The sequence below is a fragment of the Polynucleobacter yangtzensis genome (assembly GCF_001595965.1).
GTDB classification, from domain to species: Bacteria; Pseudomonadota; Gammaproteobacteria; order Burkholderiales; family Burkholderiaceae; genus Polynucleobacter; species Polynucleobacter yangtzensis.
On the sequence record NZ_LOJI01000040.1, the window covers coordinates 133,827 to 151,032 of the forward strand.

20 protein-coding genes and 1 pseudogene are annotated in these 17,206 nt (G+C 42.9%); 5 read left to right on the forward strand and 16 right to left on the reverse strand.

Features of this window, described 5'->3' with window-relative positions:
- Positions 1-15 precede the first annotated feature (15 nt).
- The 8 genes from JaK3_RS09490 to JaK3_RS09525 all read right to left on the reverse strand — a co-directional run bounded on the left by JaK3_RS09490 (position 16) and on the right by JaK3_RS09525 (position 7,272).
- Positions 16-2,220: a TonB-dependent receptor gene (locus JaK3_RS09490; protein WP_150114264.1), complete on the reverse strand. Its 2,205-nt coding sequence runs from the start codon at positions 2,218-2,220 to the stop codon at positions 16-18.
- Positions 2,221-2,332: 112 nt separating this feature from the next.
- Positions 2,333-2,545, reverse strand: a complete 213-nt coding sequence (locus tag JaK3_RS09495; RefSeq protein WP_068324117.1) for a hypothetical protein — start codon at positions 2,543-2,545, stop codon at positions 2,333-2,335.
- Positions 2,545-2,760 carry a hemin uptake protein HemP gene (gene hemP / locus JaK3_RS10955; RefSeq protein ID WP_068324119.1) on the reverse strand — a complete coding sequence of 72 codons (216 nt, stop codon included), beginning with the start codon at positions 2,758-2,760 and terminating at the stop codon, positions 2,545-2,547. Before hemP ends, JaK3_RS09495 begins: the two co-directional genes overlap by 1 nt.
- The gene (locus JaK3_RS09505) at positions 2,757-3,170 is read right to left on the reverse strand and encodes an ExbD/TolR family protein (RefSeq protein ID WP_068324122.1); all 414 of its coding nucleotides are present in this window, start codon (positions 3,168-3,170) and stop codon (positions 2,757-2,759) included. The genes hemP and JaK3_RS09505 overlap by 4 nt, the downstream gene beginning before the upstream one ends.
- 16 nt (positions 3,171-3,186) lie before the next feature.
- Positions 3,187-3,897, reverse strand: coding sequence for a MotA/TolQ/ExbB proton channel family protein (locus JaK3_RS09510; RefSeq protein ID WP_068324124.1), 711 nt, complete (start codon positions 3,895-3,897; stop codon positions 3,187-3,189).
- 4 nt (positions 3,898-3,901) lie between these two features.
- Positions 3,902-4,480 carry an energy transducer TonB gene (locus JaK3_RS09515; RefSeq protein ID WP_068324126.1) on the reverse strand — a complete coding sequence of 193 codons (579 nt, stop codon included), beginning with the start codon at positions 4,478-4,480 and terminating at the stop codon, positions 3,902-3,904.
- 9 nt (positions 4,481-4,489) lie between these two features.
- Positions 4,490-5,536: an extracellular solute-binding protein gene (locus tag JaK3_RS09520; protein WP_068324128.1), complete on the reverse strand. Its 1,047-nt coding sequence runs from the start codon at positions 5,534-5,536 to the stop codon at positions 4,490-4,492.
- Between the two features lie 167 nt (positions 5,537-5,703).
- Positions 5,704-7,272: an ABC transporter permease gene (locus tag JaK3_RS09525; protein WP_068324130.1), complete on the reverse strand. Its 1,569-nt coding sequence runs from the start codon at positions 7,270-7,272 to the stop codon at positions 5,704-5,706.
- Between the two features lie 68 nt (positions 7,273-7,340).
- On the opposite strand from JaK3_RS09525, the gene JaK3_RS09530 reads away from it, so the two are divergent.
- Entirely contained in the window at positions 7,341-8,405 is a 1,065-nt protein-coding gene (locus JaK3_RS09530) for an ABC transporter ATP-binding protein (protein ID WP_068324133.1), read from the forward strand.
- Between the two features lie 336 nt (positions 8,406-8,741).
- Here the strand turns inward: JaK3_RS09530 and JaK3_RS09535 are convergent, their stop codons facing one another.
- Positions 8,742-9,563 (reverse strand): cation efflux transmembrane domain-containing protein, encoded by an 822-nt coding sequence (locus tag JaK3_RS09535; RefSeq protein WP_068324135.1) that lies wholly within the window; start codon positions 9,561-9,563, stop codon positions 8,742-8,744.
- 560 nt (positions 9,564-10,123) lie between these two features.
- On the opposite strand from JaK3_RS09535, the pseudogene JaK3_RS09540 reads away from it, so the two are divergent.
- Both JaK3_RS09540 and JaK3_RS09545 read left to right on the forward strand, forming a co-directional pair.
- Positions 10,124-10,548 (forward strand): annotated as a pseudogene (locus JaK3_RS09540) (organic hydroperoxide resistance protein).
- 27 nt (positions 10,549-10,575) lie between these two features.
- Complete coding sequence (locus tag JaK3_RS09545) at positions 10,576-11,067, forward strand: Dps family protein (protein ID WP_068324137.1); 492 nt, start codon at positions 10,576-10,578, stop codon at positions 11,065-11,067.
- Positions 11,068-11,260: 193 nt separating this feature from the next.
- Here the strand turns inward: JaK3_RS09545 and JaK3_RS09550 are convergent, their stop codons facing one another.
- Both JaK3_RS09550 and JaK3_RS09555 read right to left on the reverse strand, forming a co-directional pair.
- On the reverse strand, positions 11,261-11,881 hold the full coding sequence (locus tag JaK3_RS09550) for an HXXEE domain-containing protein (RefSeq protein ID WP_068324140.1): 621 nt from the start codon (positions 11,879-11,881) through the stop codon (positions 11,261-11,263).
- Positions 11,882-11,963: 82 nt separating this feature from the next.
- Entirely contained in the window at positions 11,964-13,067 is a 1,104-nt protein-coding gene (locus JaK3_RS09555) for a patatin-like phospholipase family protein (RefSeq protein ID WP_068324142.1), read from the reverse strand.
- Between the two features lie 191 nt (positions 13,068-13,258).
- Here JaK3_RS09555 and JaK3_RS10935 point away from each other — a divergent pair, with 191 nt between their 5' ends.
- Both JaK3_RS10935 and JaK3_RS09565 read left to right on the forward strand, forming a co-directional pair.
- Positions 13,259-13,735 (forward strand): DUF4149 domain-containing protein, encoded by a 477-nt coding sequence (locus JaK3_RS10935; RefSeq protein WP_068324145.1) that lies wholly within the window; start codon positions 13,259-13,261, stop codon positions 13,733-13,735.
- Positions 13,732-14,142, forward strand: a complete 411-nt coding sequence (locus JaK3_RS09565) for a group III truncated hemoglobin (RefSeq protein ID WP_068324150.1) — start codon at positions 13,732-13,734, stop codon at positions 14,140-14,142. Before JaK3_RS10935 ends, JaK3_RS09565 begins: the two co-directional genes overlap by 4 nt.
- A 427-nt stretch (positions 14,143-14,569) precedes the next feature.
- Here the strand turns inward: JaK3_RS09565 and JaK3_RS09570 are convergent, their stop codons facing one another.
- The 5 genes from JaK3_RS09570 to JaK3_RS09590 form a co-directional block, all read right to left on the reverse strand.
- Complete coding sequence (locus JaK3_RS09570; RefSeq protein ID WP_068324153.1) at positions 14,570-14,893, reverse strand: hypothetical protein; 324 nt, start codon at positions 14,891-14,893, stop codon at positions 14,570-14,572.
- 24 nt (positions 14,894-14,917) lie between these two features.
- A complete protein-coding gene (locus JaK3_RS09575; RefSeq protein WP_068324156.1) occupies positions 14,918-15,247 on the reverse strand; it encodes a DMT family transporter in 330 nt (109 codons plus the stop codon).
- A gap of 82 nt (positions 15,248-15,329) precedes the next feature.
- The gene (locus JaK3_RS09580; protein ID WP_150114265.1) at positions 15,330-15,734 is read right to left on the reverse strand and encodes a hypothetical protein; all 405 of its coding nucleotides are present in this window, start codon (positions 15,732-15,734) and stop codon (positions 15,330-15,332) included.
- Between the two features lie 159 nt (positions 15,735-15,893).
- Positions 15,894-16,715 (reverse strand): M48 family metallopeptidase, encoded by an 822-nt coding sequence (locus JaK3_RS09585; RefSeq protein WP_068324162.1) that lies wholly within the window; start codon positions 16,713-16,715, stop codon positions 15,894-15,896.
- Positions 16,715-17,092: a carboxymuconolactone decarboxylase family protein gene (locus tag JaK3_RS09590; protein WP_068324166.1), complete on the reverse strand. Its 378-nt coding sequence runs from the start codon at positions 17,090-17,092 to the stop codon at positions 16,715-16,717. The genes JaK3_RS09585 and JaK3_RS09590 overlap by 1 nt, the downstream gene beginning before the upstream one ends.
- Positions 17,093-17,206 lie beyond the last annotated feature (114 nt).

The window sequence follows — 17,206 nt, forward strand, 5'->3', positions numbered from 1 at the left end:
CAACCCCAAAGAAAATTAAAAACGAACTACTGCCTGCACTTGATAAGACCGTAAAGTCCCAGGAATAGCGAAACCACCGTTAACATAAACAGATTCATAGTTCGTAGTATTAAATAAGTTCATCACGTTAAGCTTCAGTGAGTATTCTTTAATATCGTATTGCAGCATTGCATCGACACGAGCATATGCAGGAACTTGATTTGCTGTAATTGCCCCAGGAGTAGTTGTCAAACCATAAACCTGTCGTTGCCCCACACCAAAGACCCCTCCGCCAACCTTCCAGTTCTGGGCCACTTTATAGGTTGTCCAGATGTTGTAAGTCCAGGGTGGTGCATTTCGAGCCCTCATGCCAACTAAATTCGCGTTTTGACGAGTTGTTCCGCTATATCCTTGCTCATCAATAATGGAGCTCATCAATGCGGCGCCGCTAAAAATATCCCATTTATCAGTAATATTGCCTGTCAACTCAATCTCCGCGCCATTCGTATGTCTTTTCACCGAATCAATTGAGCTCGAACTGGTGACATCAGTATTTCGCTCCCATCTTTTAACTGCCTGGTAAAGAGCGGCTCTTACAGCAAGCCCGTCATCCGTAACGTTCCACTTGGCACCAAGCTCGGTGACTGCACTTCGCTCTGCAGGATATCCAGTACCGGCCGAAAGTTGATATAAATCTGCAGTTGGATTAAATGAATCACTCCAAGTTAAATAATATGCGGCATTTAAATTAGGCTGATGCAAAAGTCCAGCTCGGTAGCTTTGTTCGCCAAAGTTTAAATTAGCCTGTCGCGAGGGGCCAAAGGTAGTAGCGCTCCCCGGAGCCTGGTAATTGGCCCTCAATGAATCATATCGAATTCCACCCAAGACCTTCCACTCAGGGATGACCTCAACCATATCTTGAGCATATAAAGCAGCGGTATTACCCTGATAATTTACTTGTGTTGCAGGATTTCTTACTTGATTTCCATACCCATATTTACAAGCATCCCTAACAATCACATTATTCCGAATTACATCAGCGCTACAACCTGTAGTGTCATAGTTATATCGTTCTGCATTTTCTTTGTAGAGTTCTACTCCAGCCAAGAATTCATGCCCCATAGAACCAGTAAGAAATTTCTTATTGAAGTCAGACTGAAAAGCAGTTGTTGACTCCTCCCCTCCCCTCGGAACCGCTAAGCCTAGAGCTGTAACTGGGAAAGCTAATGCCCCTTTGTTGGACCAAAGGGAGCGATCATAGGCGGAATATCGAATCTTCGTATTAAGCGACGTGTCCTTATCAAAGGTGTAAAGTTGTGAAAGCGTAGTTAACTGCGTAGTATTTTTTTCGTAATCCTGGTTAGTTCCGCTAAAGAGCGTGGCAGAGTTAATCGGCTTGCCCCCTCTAACAATTCCAACACCATAATCCGGGATATTATCGGTATTGAGATAGTAGTAACTCAACGAAATTTGATTGTTAGTTCCAATGCCATAGCTAATAGTAGGAGCAAAACCCAGTGTTTTATTTTGAACTACATCCCTTGAGCTTTTTGCATCCTGAGCAACTGCATTTAAGCGAAAAGCTGTGCTTGTTTCAGCATCGAGCACCGTATTCATATCGGCAGTGCCACGGTAGTAATCATAACTACCTGCCGTGACCGCTACATTGCTCTTATTCATTAGAAAAGGGGTTTTACTAACCTCATTAATCACGCCACCCGCTTGACCTCGGCCAAATAACATAGAGGCCGCTCCGCGAAGCACATCAACTTGGGTTACGTTAAACAAATCACGGTTGTACTGCGCTGTATCACGTATGCCATCTACATAAAGGTCTCCGAAACTATAAAATCCACGGATATTCATGTTGTCGCCAATACGACCGCCCTCTCCTGCATTAAAAGTAAGGCCTGGTACGTTTCGTAACCCTTCTTTTAGAGTGGTGGCGTTTTGGTCCTCAAGCAAACCCTCGGGAATTACCGTTATCGCTTGCGGAATATCTGAAATCTCCTGAGTGATTTTTCCAATATTGCTGTAATTCCGGTTATAGCGATTGGATTCTTCATCATATTTCGCCTTCACCTCAACCTGACCCATGGCCTTAGTCTGGGTATTACTTGATTGAGAAAATACTGCCTGACTAGTCCCAACCATGATCATTGCTACCGCCGCCCCCAATGTTGTTTTTGAAATCTTATGGCTTTGACCTTGATTTCTACGATTAATGCTTTCTTTTTTCACAGCAAGTCCAATCAATATGAGTTAATTTCAATTGGCTTGCTGCATCGCGTGGGCTTTAATCCATCAACCCATGTACGGCTGGCTACTATACTTTTTATTACAATACAAACAACTAACGGCTCACCCCGGGCACATTTCGATATAACTCGGTCGGGGTAACTGCGTTTTGCTCCTCCATCAACCTTCCATTTAAAACCGTACTACTACCCACCCCTTCACCTTCTACTGGTGCAGTTTTTTTAGTGATGGCTGCTGACCCAGCGCTACAAGCAAACAATTGCATCGCCAATACCGGCAGAGCAAGCACTTTTAAAATACCTACCATTACTTGGTAATCAATAATTTGCCAAATTTGGTAGCTCTCAAGCAGTAAATGGTGCCTTCATGTTCGATCAAAATACTCTGACTACCATCAGTAAATAATTCCTTTGAGTTAATCGTTCTTCCATTGGAAGTTTCACTACCCCCTTCTTGCCGAATAATCCTTGGCGCCAAACTGGTTACCGCCGTTTGCACCTTCTTTTGCTCGATAACCATCATTTACCTGGGTTAGTTACAAACCCAACCTTCTCTATTCCGGCACTATTGGCAATACTCATGGCTTTAGCAACATAGTCATACTCAACCTTTTTATCGCCATAGATATGCAAAACCGGTTGGGTTGTTGACTTGGCTGCCTCTTGCAAAAAATCACGCAAAGACTTCTCATCAATCCTTTTTTGATTTAGCGTGTATGCGCCAAATTGATCAATATTTAAATTTAATATTTCAGGCTTATTGACCTGTGGCTTACTCGTGGCTTGGGGCAAATTAACGTCGACAGCATGCTTGAGCACTGGCACAGTAATCATAAAAATAATGAGCAGTACCAGCATGACATCCACAAAGGGAGTCATATTGATTTCATTAATAAACTGCTCTTCTTTGCCTTCAAAACTTCCAAAACTCATTTCTGATCCCCTGGATTTATTCAGCAAACGCTTTGTCATTATTGGCGCGATTAAATCGTCCACCCATGACATAAAAGGCCCGCAAGTCATAAGCAAAGCGGTTAAGTTTGCTGATGATGAATTGATTACCACGTAGCAAGGCGTTATACCCAAGCACTGCGGGGATAGCTACTGCCAATCCAAATGCAGTCATTACCAGCGCCTCTCCTACAGGTCCAGCAACCTTATCAATGCTGGTCATTCCGCTATCGCTAATAGTGATTAGCGCCTGATAAATTCCCCAAACCGTCCCAAATAGACCTACAAATGGCGCAGTAGAGCCAATGGAGGCAAGCACAATCAAACCTGAACCAAATTTTTCCTTAGCATCATCAATGGCATTTCTAAGGCTACTGGTAATCCAATCATTTAAATCTAATGAGTCATGCAAATGCTTCTCAGTATTACGGTGATGACGCATTGCACTTTGCCCCTCTAGGGCAAGCTCTTTAAACGGGTTGACCTTTTGATCACTAGATTCGAGCGTCTCAAGAGCATCATTGAGATCTGGACTATGCCAAAAATCATGCAACTGTTTAGCTTGCTGCTTGGACTTATAAATCATGCCACCCTTTACGATCATGACTGTCCATGAAGCAATAGACATACCCAACAAAATAATCGCTGTTAGCTGGATAACAAAACCACCTTCAACCCACAGGTGGAAAAGGCTCATTCCTGAATTCATATGACTACTCCAAAATAAATTTAACTGGTAATTCGTAACACATCGAAATTGGCGCATTACCCTTTTTTGCGGGAATAAATTTCCATTGCTTGACGGTTTGTAATGCGACTTGGTCTAACCTTGAATATCCTGACCCTTGACGAACTTCTAGGCCATCCAATGTCCCGCTGGCGCTAATACATGCCTTAAGGACCACTAGACCTTGCTCGCGCAATTTCCTGCTGATCGCCGGATAAGGTGGCTTAGGATTATTTAACTCAGATGCCTCTGAATTGGGCATTGAAACTGGTGCAGAAGCTAAAGCGCCATCTTGCTTACTCTCTGCTGATCGCTCTTTAGGAAGCTCACTATCCTTTACCACCTTGTCTTTTTCAAGCTGCTTATCTTTCACGGGCCGAACATGGACTGATGGCGTAATGGCAACTGACTCCCGATCAATTATTTGCGCCATCATCAATACAGGCTCCGCTTTTCTAGAAAAGTTGAGCGCCAGTAGCATCAAAATTAAGGGGAGGAGCACGTGAAGTGCCGCCACTCCAATGCCCGCCTTCCTATAAGTAATCTCATCTAATGATAAAAACATACCAACTACTTACTTGTACCCAACCTGATCCAATAGCTTCTGCGCAGCAATTTGATTCTTACCGATTGCGGAAACGGATACCTTTTCAGCCTGAAAGCTGCCAAGCGCTTTCAGGGCGGAATTCTCTACCTTGACCGAAGGTACGGCAGGCCATTCATTATTGCCATTGGCAAAATACTCTTGGGCCGAATCGCTTGCCAAGTATTCCAAAAATTGCAAAGCCTCTTTTGGATGTGGCGCATTGCGAGCCATGCCCCCACCCGAGATATTGATATGCACGCCACCCGCGTTTTGATTGGGCCAAATAAAGCCAACCTTGGAGATAGCAGCCATGTCATCAGGCTTATCCGATTGCATCATGCGTGCAAAATAGTACGAATTAGTTAAAGCAACGCCACACTCTCCTGACGCAACCGCCTTAATCTGATCCGTATCTCCACCCCTAGGGCTTCTAGCCATATTGGCTACCATACCCTTAGCCCATGCCTCAGTTGCTGCCAAGCCATCCCTTTCAATAAGTGCACCAACAAGGGATAGCATGTATGGGTGCGCTCCAGATCGAGTGCATACTTTTCCTTTGTTATCAGGGCTAGCTAGCTTTTCATATGTATCAACTTCAGATTTTTTAACTGTAGCCTTGTTATAAACAATCACTCGGGCACGAGTTGAGTAGCCATACCAAGGAACGCCGCCAGCTTCACCAGCAGCCCTCAGGTTGGAAGGAATTCGCTCTTCTAAATACTTTGATTTAATCGGCGCAAAAAGATTATGCATTTGCGCACGCCATAAACGGGCAGCATCAACCAACAAAATAACATCCGCCTGACTCTTGTCACCCTCGCTTTTTAGACGCTCCAGAATACCGTTGTCATCGGCTTCTATACGATTGATTTTGATGCCCGTTTTCTTAGTAAAGTCGCTATACAAAGCCTCATCAGTTTGATAGTGGCGCGCCGAATATAAGTTCAACTCCTTAGCTGAATCAGCAGCAAAGACATTGCTACTGATAAACCCAGCCAATAAAATGCCTGACGCTAAAAAAGTCACTTTTTTCATTTTGTTATGCCTTAGATAGATTGAAATCGCAATTTTGTTGATTTCTGAAAGTGTACATCATAATGAGAATCATTACCATTTAGAAATAAAATAAAAATGTACATTAAATGACTAAAACTCTCATTGAGTACTTAAATTTTTAGTCTCCAGCAGATTTAGAGGCAAAATTAGCCTGCGCGAGAAATGATCCGAGACAGAATCAATACAGGGATAAGGCCTACTAGCACAATGGTTAATGCCGGCAATCCCAGTTCGGCAAGACGCTCATCAGAAGCCAACTGGTAGGTGGCAACCGCCAATGTATCAAAGTTAAATGGGCGTAACAGCAAAGTGGCCGGGAGTTCCTTCATGACATCCACAAAAACAAAGAGTCCCGCCGTAATTAAACTACGATTAAGAAGCGGTAAATGCACTCTCCTTAAGATTTGAAATTGAGATAAGCCCAATAACGCAGCAGTACCATCCATTGAAGGCGTGATTCGCAAGAGGCCGGCCTCTACACTTTGTAAGCTTGAAGATAAAAAACGTACCAAATATGCATAAACCAGCACGCAAATACTGGCTGACATCCACCACGCTAACTGAAAGATTTCTAGGAAAGAAAGTATTCCAATGGCCAGGACGGCACCGGGTAGCGCATAACCAAATCCTAGCAATCGATTGACCCAATTTAAGCGGGTATCTATGCGCACCGAATATGCGAAAAATACTGCGAGACTAACCGAGATCAAAGCAGTGAGGAGAGATACTGAAAGTGAATTACTCAACCAATCTAGATAGCGACCATCAATACTGAGACCCTGCTTAAAAAGCAATTGCAAAAGCGCAAATCCAGGCAATAAGAAACCAAAGAGCAATGTGAGACCGCAGAATATGAATGCGAGGAATGATAGCTTTCCCCGCAAAGTTTTGGCGATGAATTTACCCTGAGATGTAGAAGCGTAACGCAGCTTAGAACGACTACTTTGTTCAAAATAAAAGATGAGCAATACAAAGCTGAGCAAGCCTAGAGCCAGCTGGACTGCAGCTAAGCGGTCACCAAAAGAGAGCCAAGCCTTGAAAATACCTGTGGCAAACGTTTGGACCCCAAAATAAGAAACAGCTCCAAAATCAGCCAATACCTCCATCAATGCCAAAGCCATACCCGCAAAGATAGCTGGTCGCGCCATTGGCAATACTAATTTCATAAAGCCCTGTAAAGGGCTGTAACCCAAAGTCTCAGAGACTTCGATCAATCGATCACTGCGCTCCAGGAATGCGGTGCGAGTAATTAGGTATACGTAAGGAAAAAGGCAGAACGAGAAAGACCAAATTGCACCACTCAATGATCTTGGGTCAGGGAAAAACCAAAGCGCTTCCACACCTAGCAAAGTACGTAAAGTGGTTTGAATCGGACCTGAAAATTGCAAAAGATCAACAAAGAGATAGGCCATGACGTAAGTAGGTACAGCTAAGGGTAAGATAAGCGCCCACTCAAACACCTTTTTGCCGGGAAAATCATAACTAGCAATGATCCAAGCGTTTCCAACTCCGAGAATAAATACCCCCACGCCCACACCAAGAATTAGCAATAAGGTCGAAGCAATATAACCAGCCAGAACGAAGTTCCAGAGGTGACTCAAAGTACCCGTCACTGGGAGATCGCTGAAACCCAAGCCTGGAAATAAGAATGGCGCTGCCAAGCCAAAGAGCGGCAGAAATAACAACAGGGCAAGTGGCGCCACTATACGATTCATAAAATCAATAACCCGTTTAGACTCTAACTATGTATTAAACCATTAGCATTAATGAGAAAATTATAGGGATGAACTTCGCGCGCACTCTGCTTTCGATTAAAGATCTGGAAATTGACTACCCCAGTCGAGACGGCCATGGTCGCGTTACCGCCGTTAAAAGCCTTTATTTGAACCTAGGGCAAGGTGAGATTGGGTGCTTACTGGGCTCATCTGGTTGCGGTAAGTCAACTGTCTTACGTGCAATTTGTGGTTTTGAACACATTAAAGCAGGAGAAATTCAGCTGCGAGACAAGGTAGTGAGTTCGCTGTCATTCCACCTACCACCCAATCAAAGACGAGTTGGCATGGTCTTTCAAGACTTCGCCCTCTTCCCTCATTTAAACGTGCTTGAGAATATTGCTTTTGGCTTACAACATCTTCCCAGCCAACAAAGATCTTCTGTGGCGATGGAATGGCTCAAAAGAGTATCGCTATCTGATAAGGCAGAGGCCTACCCACACGAACTAAGTGGTGGCCAGCAACAGCGAGTTGCTCTAGCCAGAGCAATGGCACCAGAGCCGGATTTAATTTTGTTAGATGAACCCTTCTCCAGCTTAGATATTGAACTTAGAGAGCGTCTTGCTAGCGAGATGAGAGAGATCCTCAAGGCAAATAACATTACCGCCCTACTGGTTACCCATGATCAATATGAATCCTTTGCGATTGCCGATAAGATTGGCGTGATGTCCGAAGGAAAAGTAGTGCAGTGGAATACCCCATACGAGCTGTATCACAAACCAGTTAATCGTTATGTTGCCGACTTTATTGGTCGAGGTGTATTTGTTAAAGGCATTGTCCAGCCAAATAACAAAGTTAGAATTGAACTTGGTGAGCTCCAACTTGACAATGATCATTCGAAAGACGTTGGTAAAGAAATCGACGTTCTTCTTCGCGCAGATGATATTCAACATGATGACCATAGCCCAATGCAGGCTGAGGTTGTCCGCAAGACCTTCAGGGGTGCAGATTTCTTATACGTCCTTAAGCTGGCATCTGGTATTGAAATTTATGCATTTGTTCCAAGCCATCATGACCACGCTATTGGCGAAAAAATTGGCATTGCTTTAGCCATAGATCACGTTGTCACATTTTAAATTGAGTGCCTTTAATCACATAAACCCAAGGAAGCTTTCCATTTAGCATTGTTGGCCAACGATTCACACCTCGCCGGGACTACTTCCATCAAAAGTCCCTTCTAACATTAGTGAGGTTTTTTTTCTGAACTAGAGAACCGCAAGAACCATTAACAACAATGTGGAACCATACGAGCTTTAATTGGTAAGCGGGAGGTATTGGGTTGAGGCCGAACGTCTCGATACGCGACACTTGGGCATGTGGTTTATCGGGAAAACCGACAAAATAAAACCACCCGCAGGTGGTCTTGGTGCTTCTGATGGCGCGGAATCGACAAGATCCGAGGATGTTTAATCTTATTTCAACCTTAATATCCGAATTGCCCCACTTAATACCAGGAAACCAATTGCTAACCCAATAATCCAATCTGGAATGGGACTGTTAAACCAAGCAACCAATACACCAGCAATAATCACGCCTATGTTAGCCAATACATCATTAGCGGAAAAAATATAGCTAGCGCGCATATGAACCCCATCATTCTTGCGCTTAGAGATCAAGAACAAGCAAGCCACATTCACGGCCAAAGCCAATACAGAAATCCAAATCATCGTATTTGCTTCGGGCTGTGCCCCTGTATAGATTTGATAGGTGGTTCGCCAAATTGCGCCAACAGCCAGAAACAACTCAACGACTCCAGCTAGCTTTGCGGCCTTCAATTTATTAGAAGCTGCTTTTCCAACTGCATATAAAGCTACTCCATAAACAGCTGCATCAGCAAACATATCCAAGGCATCAGCCATTAATCCCGCAGATTGCGCGAGCCAACCAGCAATTATTTCTACAAAGAACATGGCGCCATTGAGTGCTAACAGCCAAATTAGGACTTGTCGCTCTCTTGCTACTTCTTCGTTATTCTTAAATTGAGTGGGTACTGAATCAATGGATTTATTACTCTGAATGCTTGCCCCAAAATTCAATGGCAATAGTTTCTCCAATACCCGAATCGGATCTTCTGAATGACAAATCACCACTTTCCGATTGGGAATGTCAAAGCTCATAGAATGTGTTACTAATGAGCTTAATGCCATACGGATCATCTGCTCTTCTGATGGGCAGTCCATGGCTGGCACTAAGAAAGTAGTCTCAATAAAAACAGTTTTATGATTGATTCCCATGAAACATAATTTAACTCAATCCGCTATTGATTGAATCAAATTAATAAAGATTTCCCCCGCACCATGCAGTCGGTTTTCCCGACAACTAAGTGTCCAGAAAACCGACACTTGATAGTAGCCTGTCGGGAAAACCGACAAAATAAAACCACTCATCGGTGGTTTTGGTGTTTCTTGATCCCCGGACGGAATCGACCAGGGCAGAGGATGTTAGGCACTATCATCTAATTTACCGATTATTAAATTCAATATTATTCATTAGACTGATAAACCACCCTCCTCCAAAATGACTCCATTGCATCAACAAACGAAAGGAGCAAGAAATGAAGAATCACCAGAGCCTATCTGAGGGCTTGTATTTTCTCAATCATGACTTTGAGAAAGATTTGGCAACCTTTTTTATGGGGTCGCTATCATTGAAGACGGAGCGTGATGATGGACGCCTTTATAAAATCTAAGCCGGTTCGATTAACCATTGGCGTCATCATTAATATTGCCGGTATCGCCATTGCTGCATCCCAGTTTTTGGATACACAATAGCTCATCAAACAAAGGAGCCCACTATGAATAAACTCGAAAAAGTCATGTACACCGCCCATACTCACACTACTGGTGGCAGGGATGGCAAAGCAATTAGCGATGATGGCTTGCTCAATATCGATCTAGCACCACCAAAAGCAATGGGTGGGAGCGGCACGGCAACTAATCCAGAGCAATTATTTGCGGCTGGTTATTCGGCCTGCTTTATGGGAGCACTTAAGCATGTGGCTGGATTAAAAAAGTAAAAGTGCCTAATGATGCTTCTATTGACGCTAGTGTTGACATTGGTCCAATCCCACAAGGATTTGGTATTGCTGTCAAATTGGCTATAGCCTTACCTGGCTTAGAAAGAAACGTTGCTCTAGACTTAGTTGATACGGCTCATCAGGTTTGCCCCTACTCTAATGCCACTCGTGGCAATATTGAAGTGAATATTACCGTTATATAAATCATCATTTCTAATGAAGGATAAATTATGAGCACCAAATTAACTAAGAACGCCATAGACATTGGTATTAGCGAAAAAGATCGCAAGGCAATTGCCAAGGGACTATCCGAGCTTTTGGCTGATAGCTATTCCCTGTATTTGATGACTCATAACTTTCATTGGAATGTGAAGGGGCCAATGTTCAATACCCTTCACACGATGTTCATGGCTCAATATACAGAACAGTGGACCGCTCTCGATTTAATAGCAGAACGCATCAGGGCGCTCGGGGAGCCTGCGCCTGGAACTTATAAAGAATTCTCCAAACTCACTTCAATTAAGGAAGTTGAGGGGGTCCCAAAGGCAATGGATATGGTCAAGCATCTTGTCAAAGCGCAAGAAGCTACCGCAAAAACCGCTCGTAAACTTTTTCCGTTAGTCGAAAAAGCAAATGATCAACCCACAGCAGATCTGCTGACTCAGCGGCAAGACGTCCATGAGAAAACCGCTTGGATGCTCAGAAGTTTGCTGGAGGAGTAAAGCTAGTTGATGTCGCTTAAAACGACATCACGAGCGCCACTAATATAAAATCATCCCCTGGTGGTTTTAATGTTTCTTGGTGGCCTGGAGTCAGGTCAATTCACTTAGATAGTGATTTGAAGATACTCGCATCAAAAATATCTAAGAAAATAGTTGATTTCAAGTTGAATGAGTTATCAACGATCGCCCAGATCTAGTTGCCATCCCTTAATAGAAAGCGCCTCGGAAAGATATAAGGCGTCTTTTTATCGGCCAACCAAATGATCATTTTGTAAATGCCAAAGTAATTAAGAGTAATACCCAGCGCTATTCCAATGAACCAGTCAGATCGTGTTGCCAAATTTTGCGAAATGACTAGATCAAAGAATATATAAACAATGGGAGCAAAAAATAGCCAGCAGGTTATTAACCCTGGGTTATAAAAAGTCTTTCCTTTGATATTAAAAATGATGGTATGTGCCAGGATATTTCCCACTGAAACCAGAATAGTAGCAATTGCCAGCCAAAGCGCATGCCGCCAGAGTAACGCTGCCAAGAGATAGCCGCCCCAACCCAAAACTACATTTACTAACATTCCGCTATTAGCATTTAATGGATAACGATCTGGCGCATCGCTATGAAACATCGCTATATTGACCATTCCCGGAAAGTATCCTGGGTAGCGCCACTCCTCTACTTGGTGCAAAAAAAGTGAGCCCAAACTAAGCCATAGAAGCAATGACATGCCCGTTGGCTGAGTTAAGAAAAGCGTTACTGAAAGTATTACCACAAACACTAAAGCAATATCAAACCAGTGGTATCTAAAAAAATTCATTTTGCCCTTTGCTTCATTTGCTTCATTTGCTAGTAAACAGCTTGATGCCTTTCAAACGTCTAATTTCTGGACGCTCAGATCACTAAAGCCAAAATGTTTTCATCATTGCCATATCCGCAATACCTCTGTCATTTCCAAATTTTAGATATGGTGCAATCCACTTGGGATCTAGTAAGTTTTCTACTTTTGACAGGCCAGGCGGCAACCCAACAACGATATGTTTAGTTTTTGTGCCGCCCTTTTCTAAATCTTTTATTTCTTGATTAATGTTGTTAGGTAAGGTTGACAAGCGTAGACCCTGTTTTTGCTCGTTTATAGTTCCGTCACCCAGTGAGATCACAATTGCTCGCTTAACCCCCGCGATCACATCACTATGGGTGCTACTTTGACTCATTCCACCATCCATACAGAGCCTATCTTTTACAAAGGTAGGGCCCACTTGACCTGGTGCAGAAGAGCTTGCAGCGCAGGCGACATTAATGGGAACATTGCTTGATCTAGAGACCAGAAGGCGTTGTCCTGTAAAGCAATCTACTGCCGTAGTAAACATGCCATCAGAAGGCCAGGTTGTAGTGGTCAATAACTTTTCAATCACCTTGTAATGCTTTGATGTGCCATCCGGATTTGATGAGGCCATGGCCGCTTTACCAATTTTCTGAATTGACGCTAAAGATCCATCGCGCACAGAAAGCTCAGCTTGCTGCGCTCTAATCTGGGAGGAGTTAAATTGCACTGCTGGCATCATCTCTGCCAGCAGCTTTGGAAAGTCTGCAAACAAATCAATCTCATCAGCAAGACGCCACAAATGACCCGCTGTGAGCATGGCGCCAAAGATGGATCCAGCCGAAGTTCCTACAGCTACATCAGTCTTGCTCAAATCAACACCGCCCTTTTTTAGTGCTGTTGCATATCCCACATACCAAGCAATCAAAGGTGTGCCACCACCACCCAAGGCCAAACCCCGCTCTTTTCCTTGGGCAAATGGATTTTTGTAGGGTGCTGGATGAACTAAACCATCATTCCAATTAGCAGTCGATTGCATATCGGCTTTGGCTACCAATGCCTCTACTTGCGCAATAACCTGCTTAGATGGAACTGCGCCTTGAGCCAGGGCTAGGGGGCTAACAACTGCTGCCATACCAACAGTAGAAGTTTTTAAGAAATTGCGACGGGAAGATTGAGTCATGGCAAAGCCTTTGTTAAGAAGATCTGCAAATCATAGCAATAAATGCATATCCTTAAAACCAAAACACTTCCTACCCTTGGATAACCTTATAAACCGCAACGAAGTAGTGATTAGTGATGACAGATTTTTCGAGACAGCGCAAGCAATAGAAGGGGATAATAAAAACTCCAATATCCATGTAAATCAAGCCTATGAGCGACTTAACTATAGCAAGAGCGGTACACATCCTTAGTGTAGTCATTTGGATGGGAGGGGTAAGCTTTGTCACTATAGTACTCATACCCATATTAAGGCGATCATCATTTCAACAGGATCGACTAACTATCTTTAATGTTGTTGAGAATCGATTCGCTTCTATAGCCAGAATAATGGTTTTGTTGGCAGGTATTTCGGGTTTTTATATGGTCCACAAATTGGATGCTTGGAGTCGATTTTCACAACTTCAATTCTTTTGGATGCATGCAATGGTTTTTGTTTGGCTGCTATTCTTCGTAGCGCTTTTTGTAATTGAGCCATTCATCTTAAAAAACCATGGTCGCATGGTCAAGGATGGTCACAGCATTATGAACTTACGTAAAACCCAAATTGTTCACTCGATCATTCTGGTGCTCAGCCTAACTACCTTAGTCATATCGGTATTTGGCGCTCATGGATTTTTCTACTCATGAGCCTCGTTAAACCATCAGAACGCACTCCTTTAGCCCACCAAATTGGGCGGGAGTCGATTGATGAGGTGGTTGATGATTTTTATGATCGCATTCAAAACCATCCCACCCTTTCTAAGCCGTTTTCAATTGTGACTCACTGGAAAGAGCACAAAGAAAAAATTGCCGAGTTTTGGTGGGTAGTGCTAGGCGGAATACCCAACAGCCCATATAAGTACGACCCAGTAAATAAGCACTTCGCTGCAGGCTTTACACAAGAACTCCTAGAGGACTGGAAGGCGCTATTTTTTGAAGTCCTCTCTCAGCATCTACCTCTCAATCTTGCACAAGCATGGCAGTCTCGTGTTGAACTCATTGGAGGAAATCTTTTGATGCAAAATGATCGCCTCATACAGAAAACATTAGAGTAATGAGCAACCTTTCCTATTTGTCGGTTTACCCGACAAACCATCAACACCAACCGTCACTTATCGAGACGCTCCTGTCGAAACCAATTGACCTCCTGCTCACGCCAATCAAACCCACATGACTAGCCGCCGATATCGCGGTACTTTCTAGACAGGTTTAGATTAATGTCTTAAAAACTGTTTACCTACAATCCCAAATCTTTTAATCCGTTGGTCGCGAGTTCGAATCTCGCCCGACCCACCAGTTATACAAATGCCTCTAGAGAAATCTAGGGGCTTTTTCTTTTGGGGCTGGTGTAAATGTGGTCACTGTTTGGACTCAATGGTTAATCTATTGGACCGTAATGAGTCAGGATGGTGAACGCTGGTAGAGACTGTGCATCTCGAAAGGCGATACCTAGTTATAAGGTTTTTCAGAAAAATCGGTGCTTCAATGCAAGAATATAGAAACAATGAGGGTAATTGCTACCAAGTTATAGATATGACCAAGTAATAACAACTTCACCCCAAAAATTTTTCCGTCTTTAAGTTTTTTGAATACTTGGATTTGATTTATCAAAAACAACCAAATACCAACCAAGATTAGAAGTACAAAAACTAGCGCATTAAAAACATCAATCATTGATGAGATTGATTGAATTTGAGAAAGCTCCCACTCGGCTGCTATAAAAACTGCGCCACAAATCCCCAAATTTCTGCAGATATCAAATACTTGTCTGATTTGATCATCCGTAAGCTCAAGAAATTTTTTCAAGATATTCTCAAATTAGGAAAAAAATTAATGCGCTACCGACTGGGAAAAGATATTGATTACCAATACCCCAGCAATGATTAAGCCAATTCCAATCAAGGCGCCAGCATCTAGTTTTTGCCCTAACCAAATCCATCCCACGATACCCACAAGCGCAACACCTGCACCCGACCAAATCGCATACGCGACAGAAATAGGGATTTGATTGAGGACCTTTGATAAACAATAAAATGCCCCAGCATATCCAACCACCACAAGCGCAGATGGCATTATTTTAGTAAAGCCTTCGCTAAATTTGAGGGCAGTAGTTGCCATAACTTCTGCCGCTATGGCAACAGCAAGATAAAACCAAACCATTAGGAGCTCCTAGGCAAGTTTCTCTAACTTTATAAACTATAAAACCACCCAAGGGTGGTTTTATTTGATCAACTGAATCGACTTACTTAATCAGATCCAAAAACTGCACATTGTTGTTGATGTTTGTGAATGAGGAAGGATCATAGGTATAGTTTCCGTCAGCGGTAAACAAGAACATATAGGTTTTCATAGTGGTATCTCCGCTAGAGCGGTCTTTTGCCTTAACATCGCACACTACCATCCAGCCAAATTTTGGTTTCTCAAAAGCAATTGCCCTGGCCCATGCCTTACGTGGAGGAGAACATTCTTTTGTTGCCATTTCAGGATTATTGACGGCAGACTTGATATAAGTATTCACTTCTTTGTCTATAGCTGCCTGATTGGGTTGAGAAGAAAACTTAGCTTGCGCAATTTCTTGCTGAGTCACTGGGGCAGCACAAGCTGCCAGGGCCAATGCTGCTAAAACACTTAATAGTTTCACTTTCATCAGAATTCCTTTTTCTAAGTAAGATAACTTGTTACCAATGCATTTAATTTTAACTAACTCAATTATCGCATTTCGCGGCTTTAAAGGCGATTTTAGGGAGCAACACTTTAAATTTTCCGATACCACTACCCAATAATGTATTACGACAATTGCCTAATATTATTGCTGAGGAAGTCGGCCGGATTTACCGACAATACCCGCTGATGGGTCAGGCGTTAGGTTATTGCACTCAAGCTTATTTTCTTTTAAGTACTGATTTGCCAGCTTCACGCGATCATCAATTCCAGGGTGTGTATATAAATAAGTAAGTGCACTAGAAACGGCAGAATTTTTATCCATAACATATTGAATCTTCAAGAAACCACATGGTGAGTAAGAGGCATCTATCAGCCACTTCATACCCAAAGGATTTACCTGATCTTCAATCCCTTTATCCTGAACACGCTTTGCCTCATCAATTGCAGCGCCCGCACCATACCCACCAGCAGCAGTTGCAAAAAGAGACACCCCGGTGCTGACAATTTCTTTAGTCACGAAATACTTTACTTCTCTACTATCCTGAACATCAGCATTATCGCCAGCGGCAATATGGGCATATTGATGGCTCATGGCGGCGGCCAAAGACTCTTCATCAGCTCCAAAGATATTGAGAAAATCAAGACTCATTGCCACATAACTCTTGCCGTTATGCGATAGCAATAGCAAGGTATGAAAATCTGAATCAACCAGGGCAATTTGCATATATTGCCCTTGTACAGGAACGATCTTATTTCTAACTGCCAGAAGGTTCTGGAAATGCTGTTGAGTGATTACATAAGGCTTACCACTTGCACTATTGACACGCACATCCCCATCAGGAATCTGAGAAAATTGAGAGTCTGACAGATAGACGACATCATGAATTTGCGTTTTATATAGATGTGCGCATCCAGAGAGAACAATCACTACTACTAACAATAGCCTTAAAACTACAGGCCTCATTAGATTCCCATCTCTTTAAAGACCTCTTTAGCCACACGGAAACTATCAATAGCCGCAGGTACGCCACAGTAAATGGCTACTTGCATAAATACTTCTCGAATTTCTTCCTTGGTAATGCCATTGTTAATAGCGCCACGAACATGTAATTTCAATTCATGCGGACGATTCAAGGCAGCAATCATTGCCAAATTCAAGAAGCTACGAGTCTTTCTCTCAAGCCCAGGACGATTCCAGATCTCATTCCAGCAGTACTCTGTGACCAATTCTTGCATTGGCATATTGAAGTCATCTGCATTTTTTAATGAAGTCTCTACATACTCAGCACCCAAAACCTCTTTACGTGTTTTTAAGCCTTTTTCAAATAGTTCGCGGTTCATGTGTTCTCCTATTTTTATCAATGAATCAAAATCAATATACCTTAATCAAGGCTAGACTTTTCCACAAAAAAAGATGGGTAGTCATACTGACTAGAAAAAAACCCCCGAACTTTC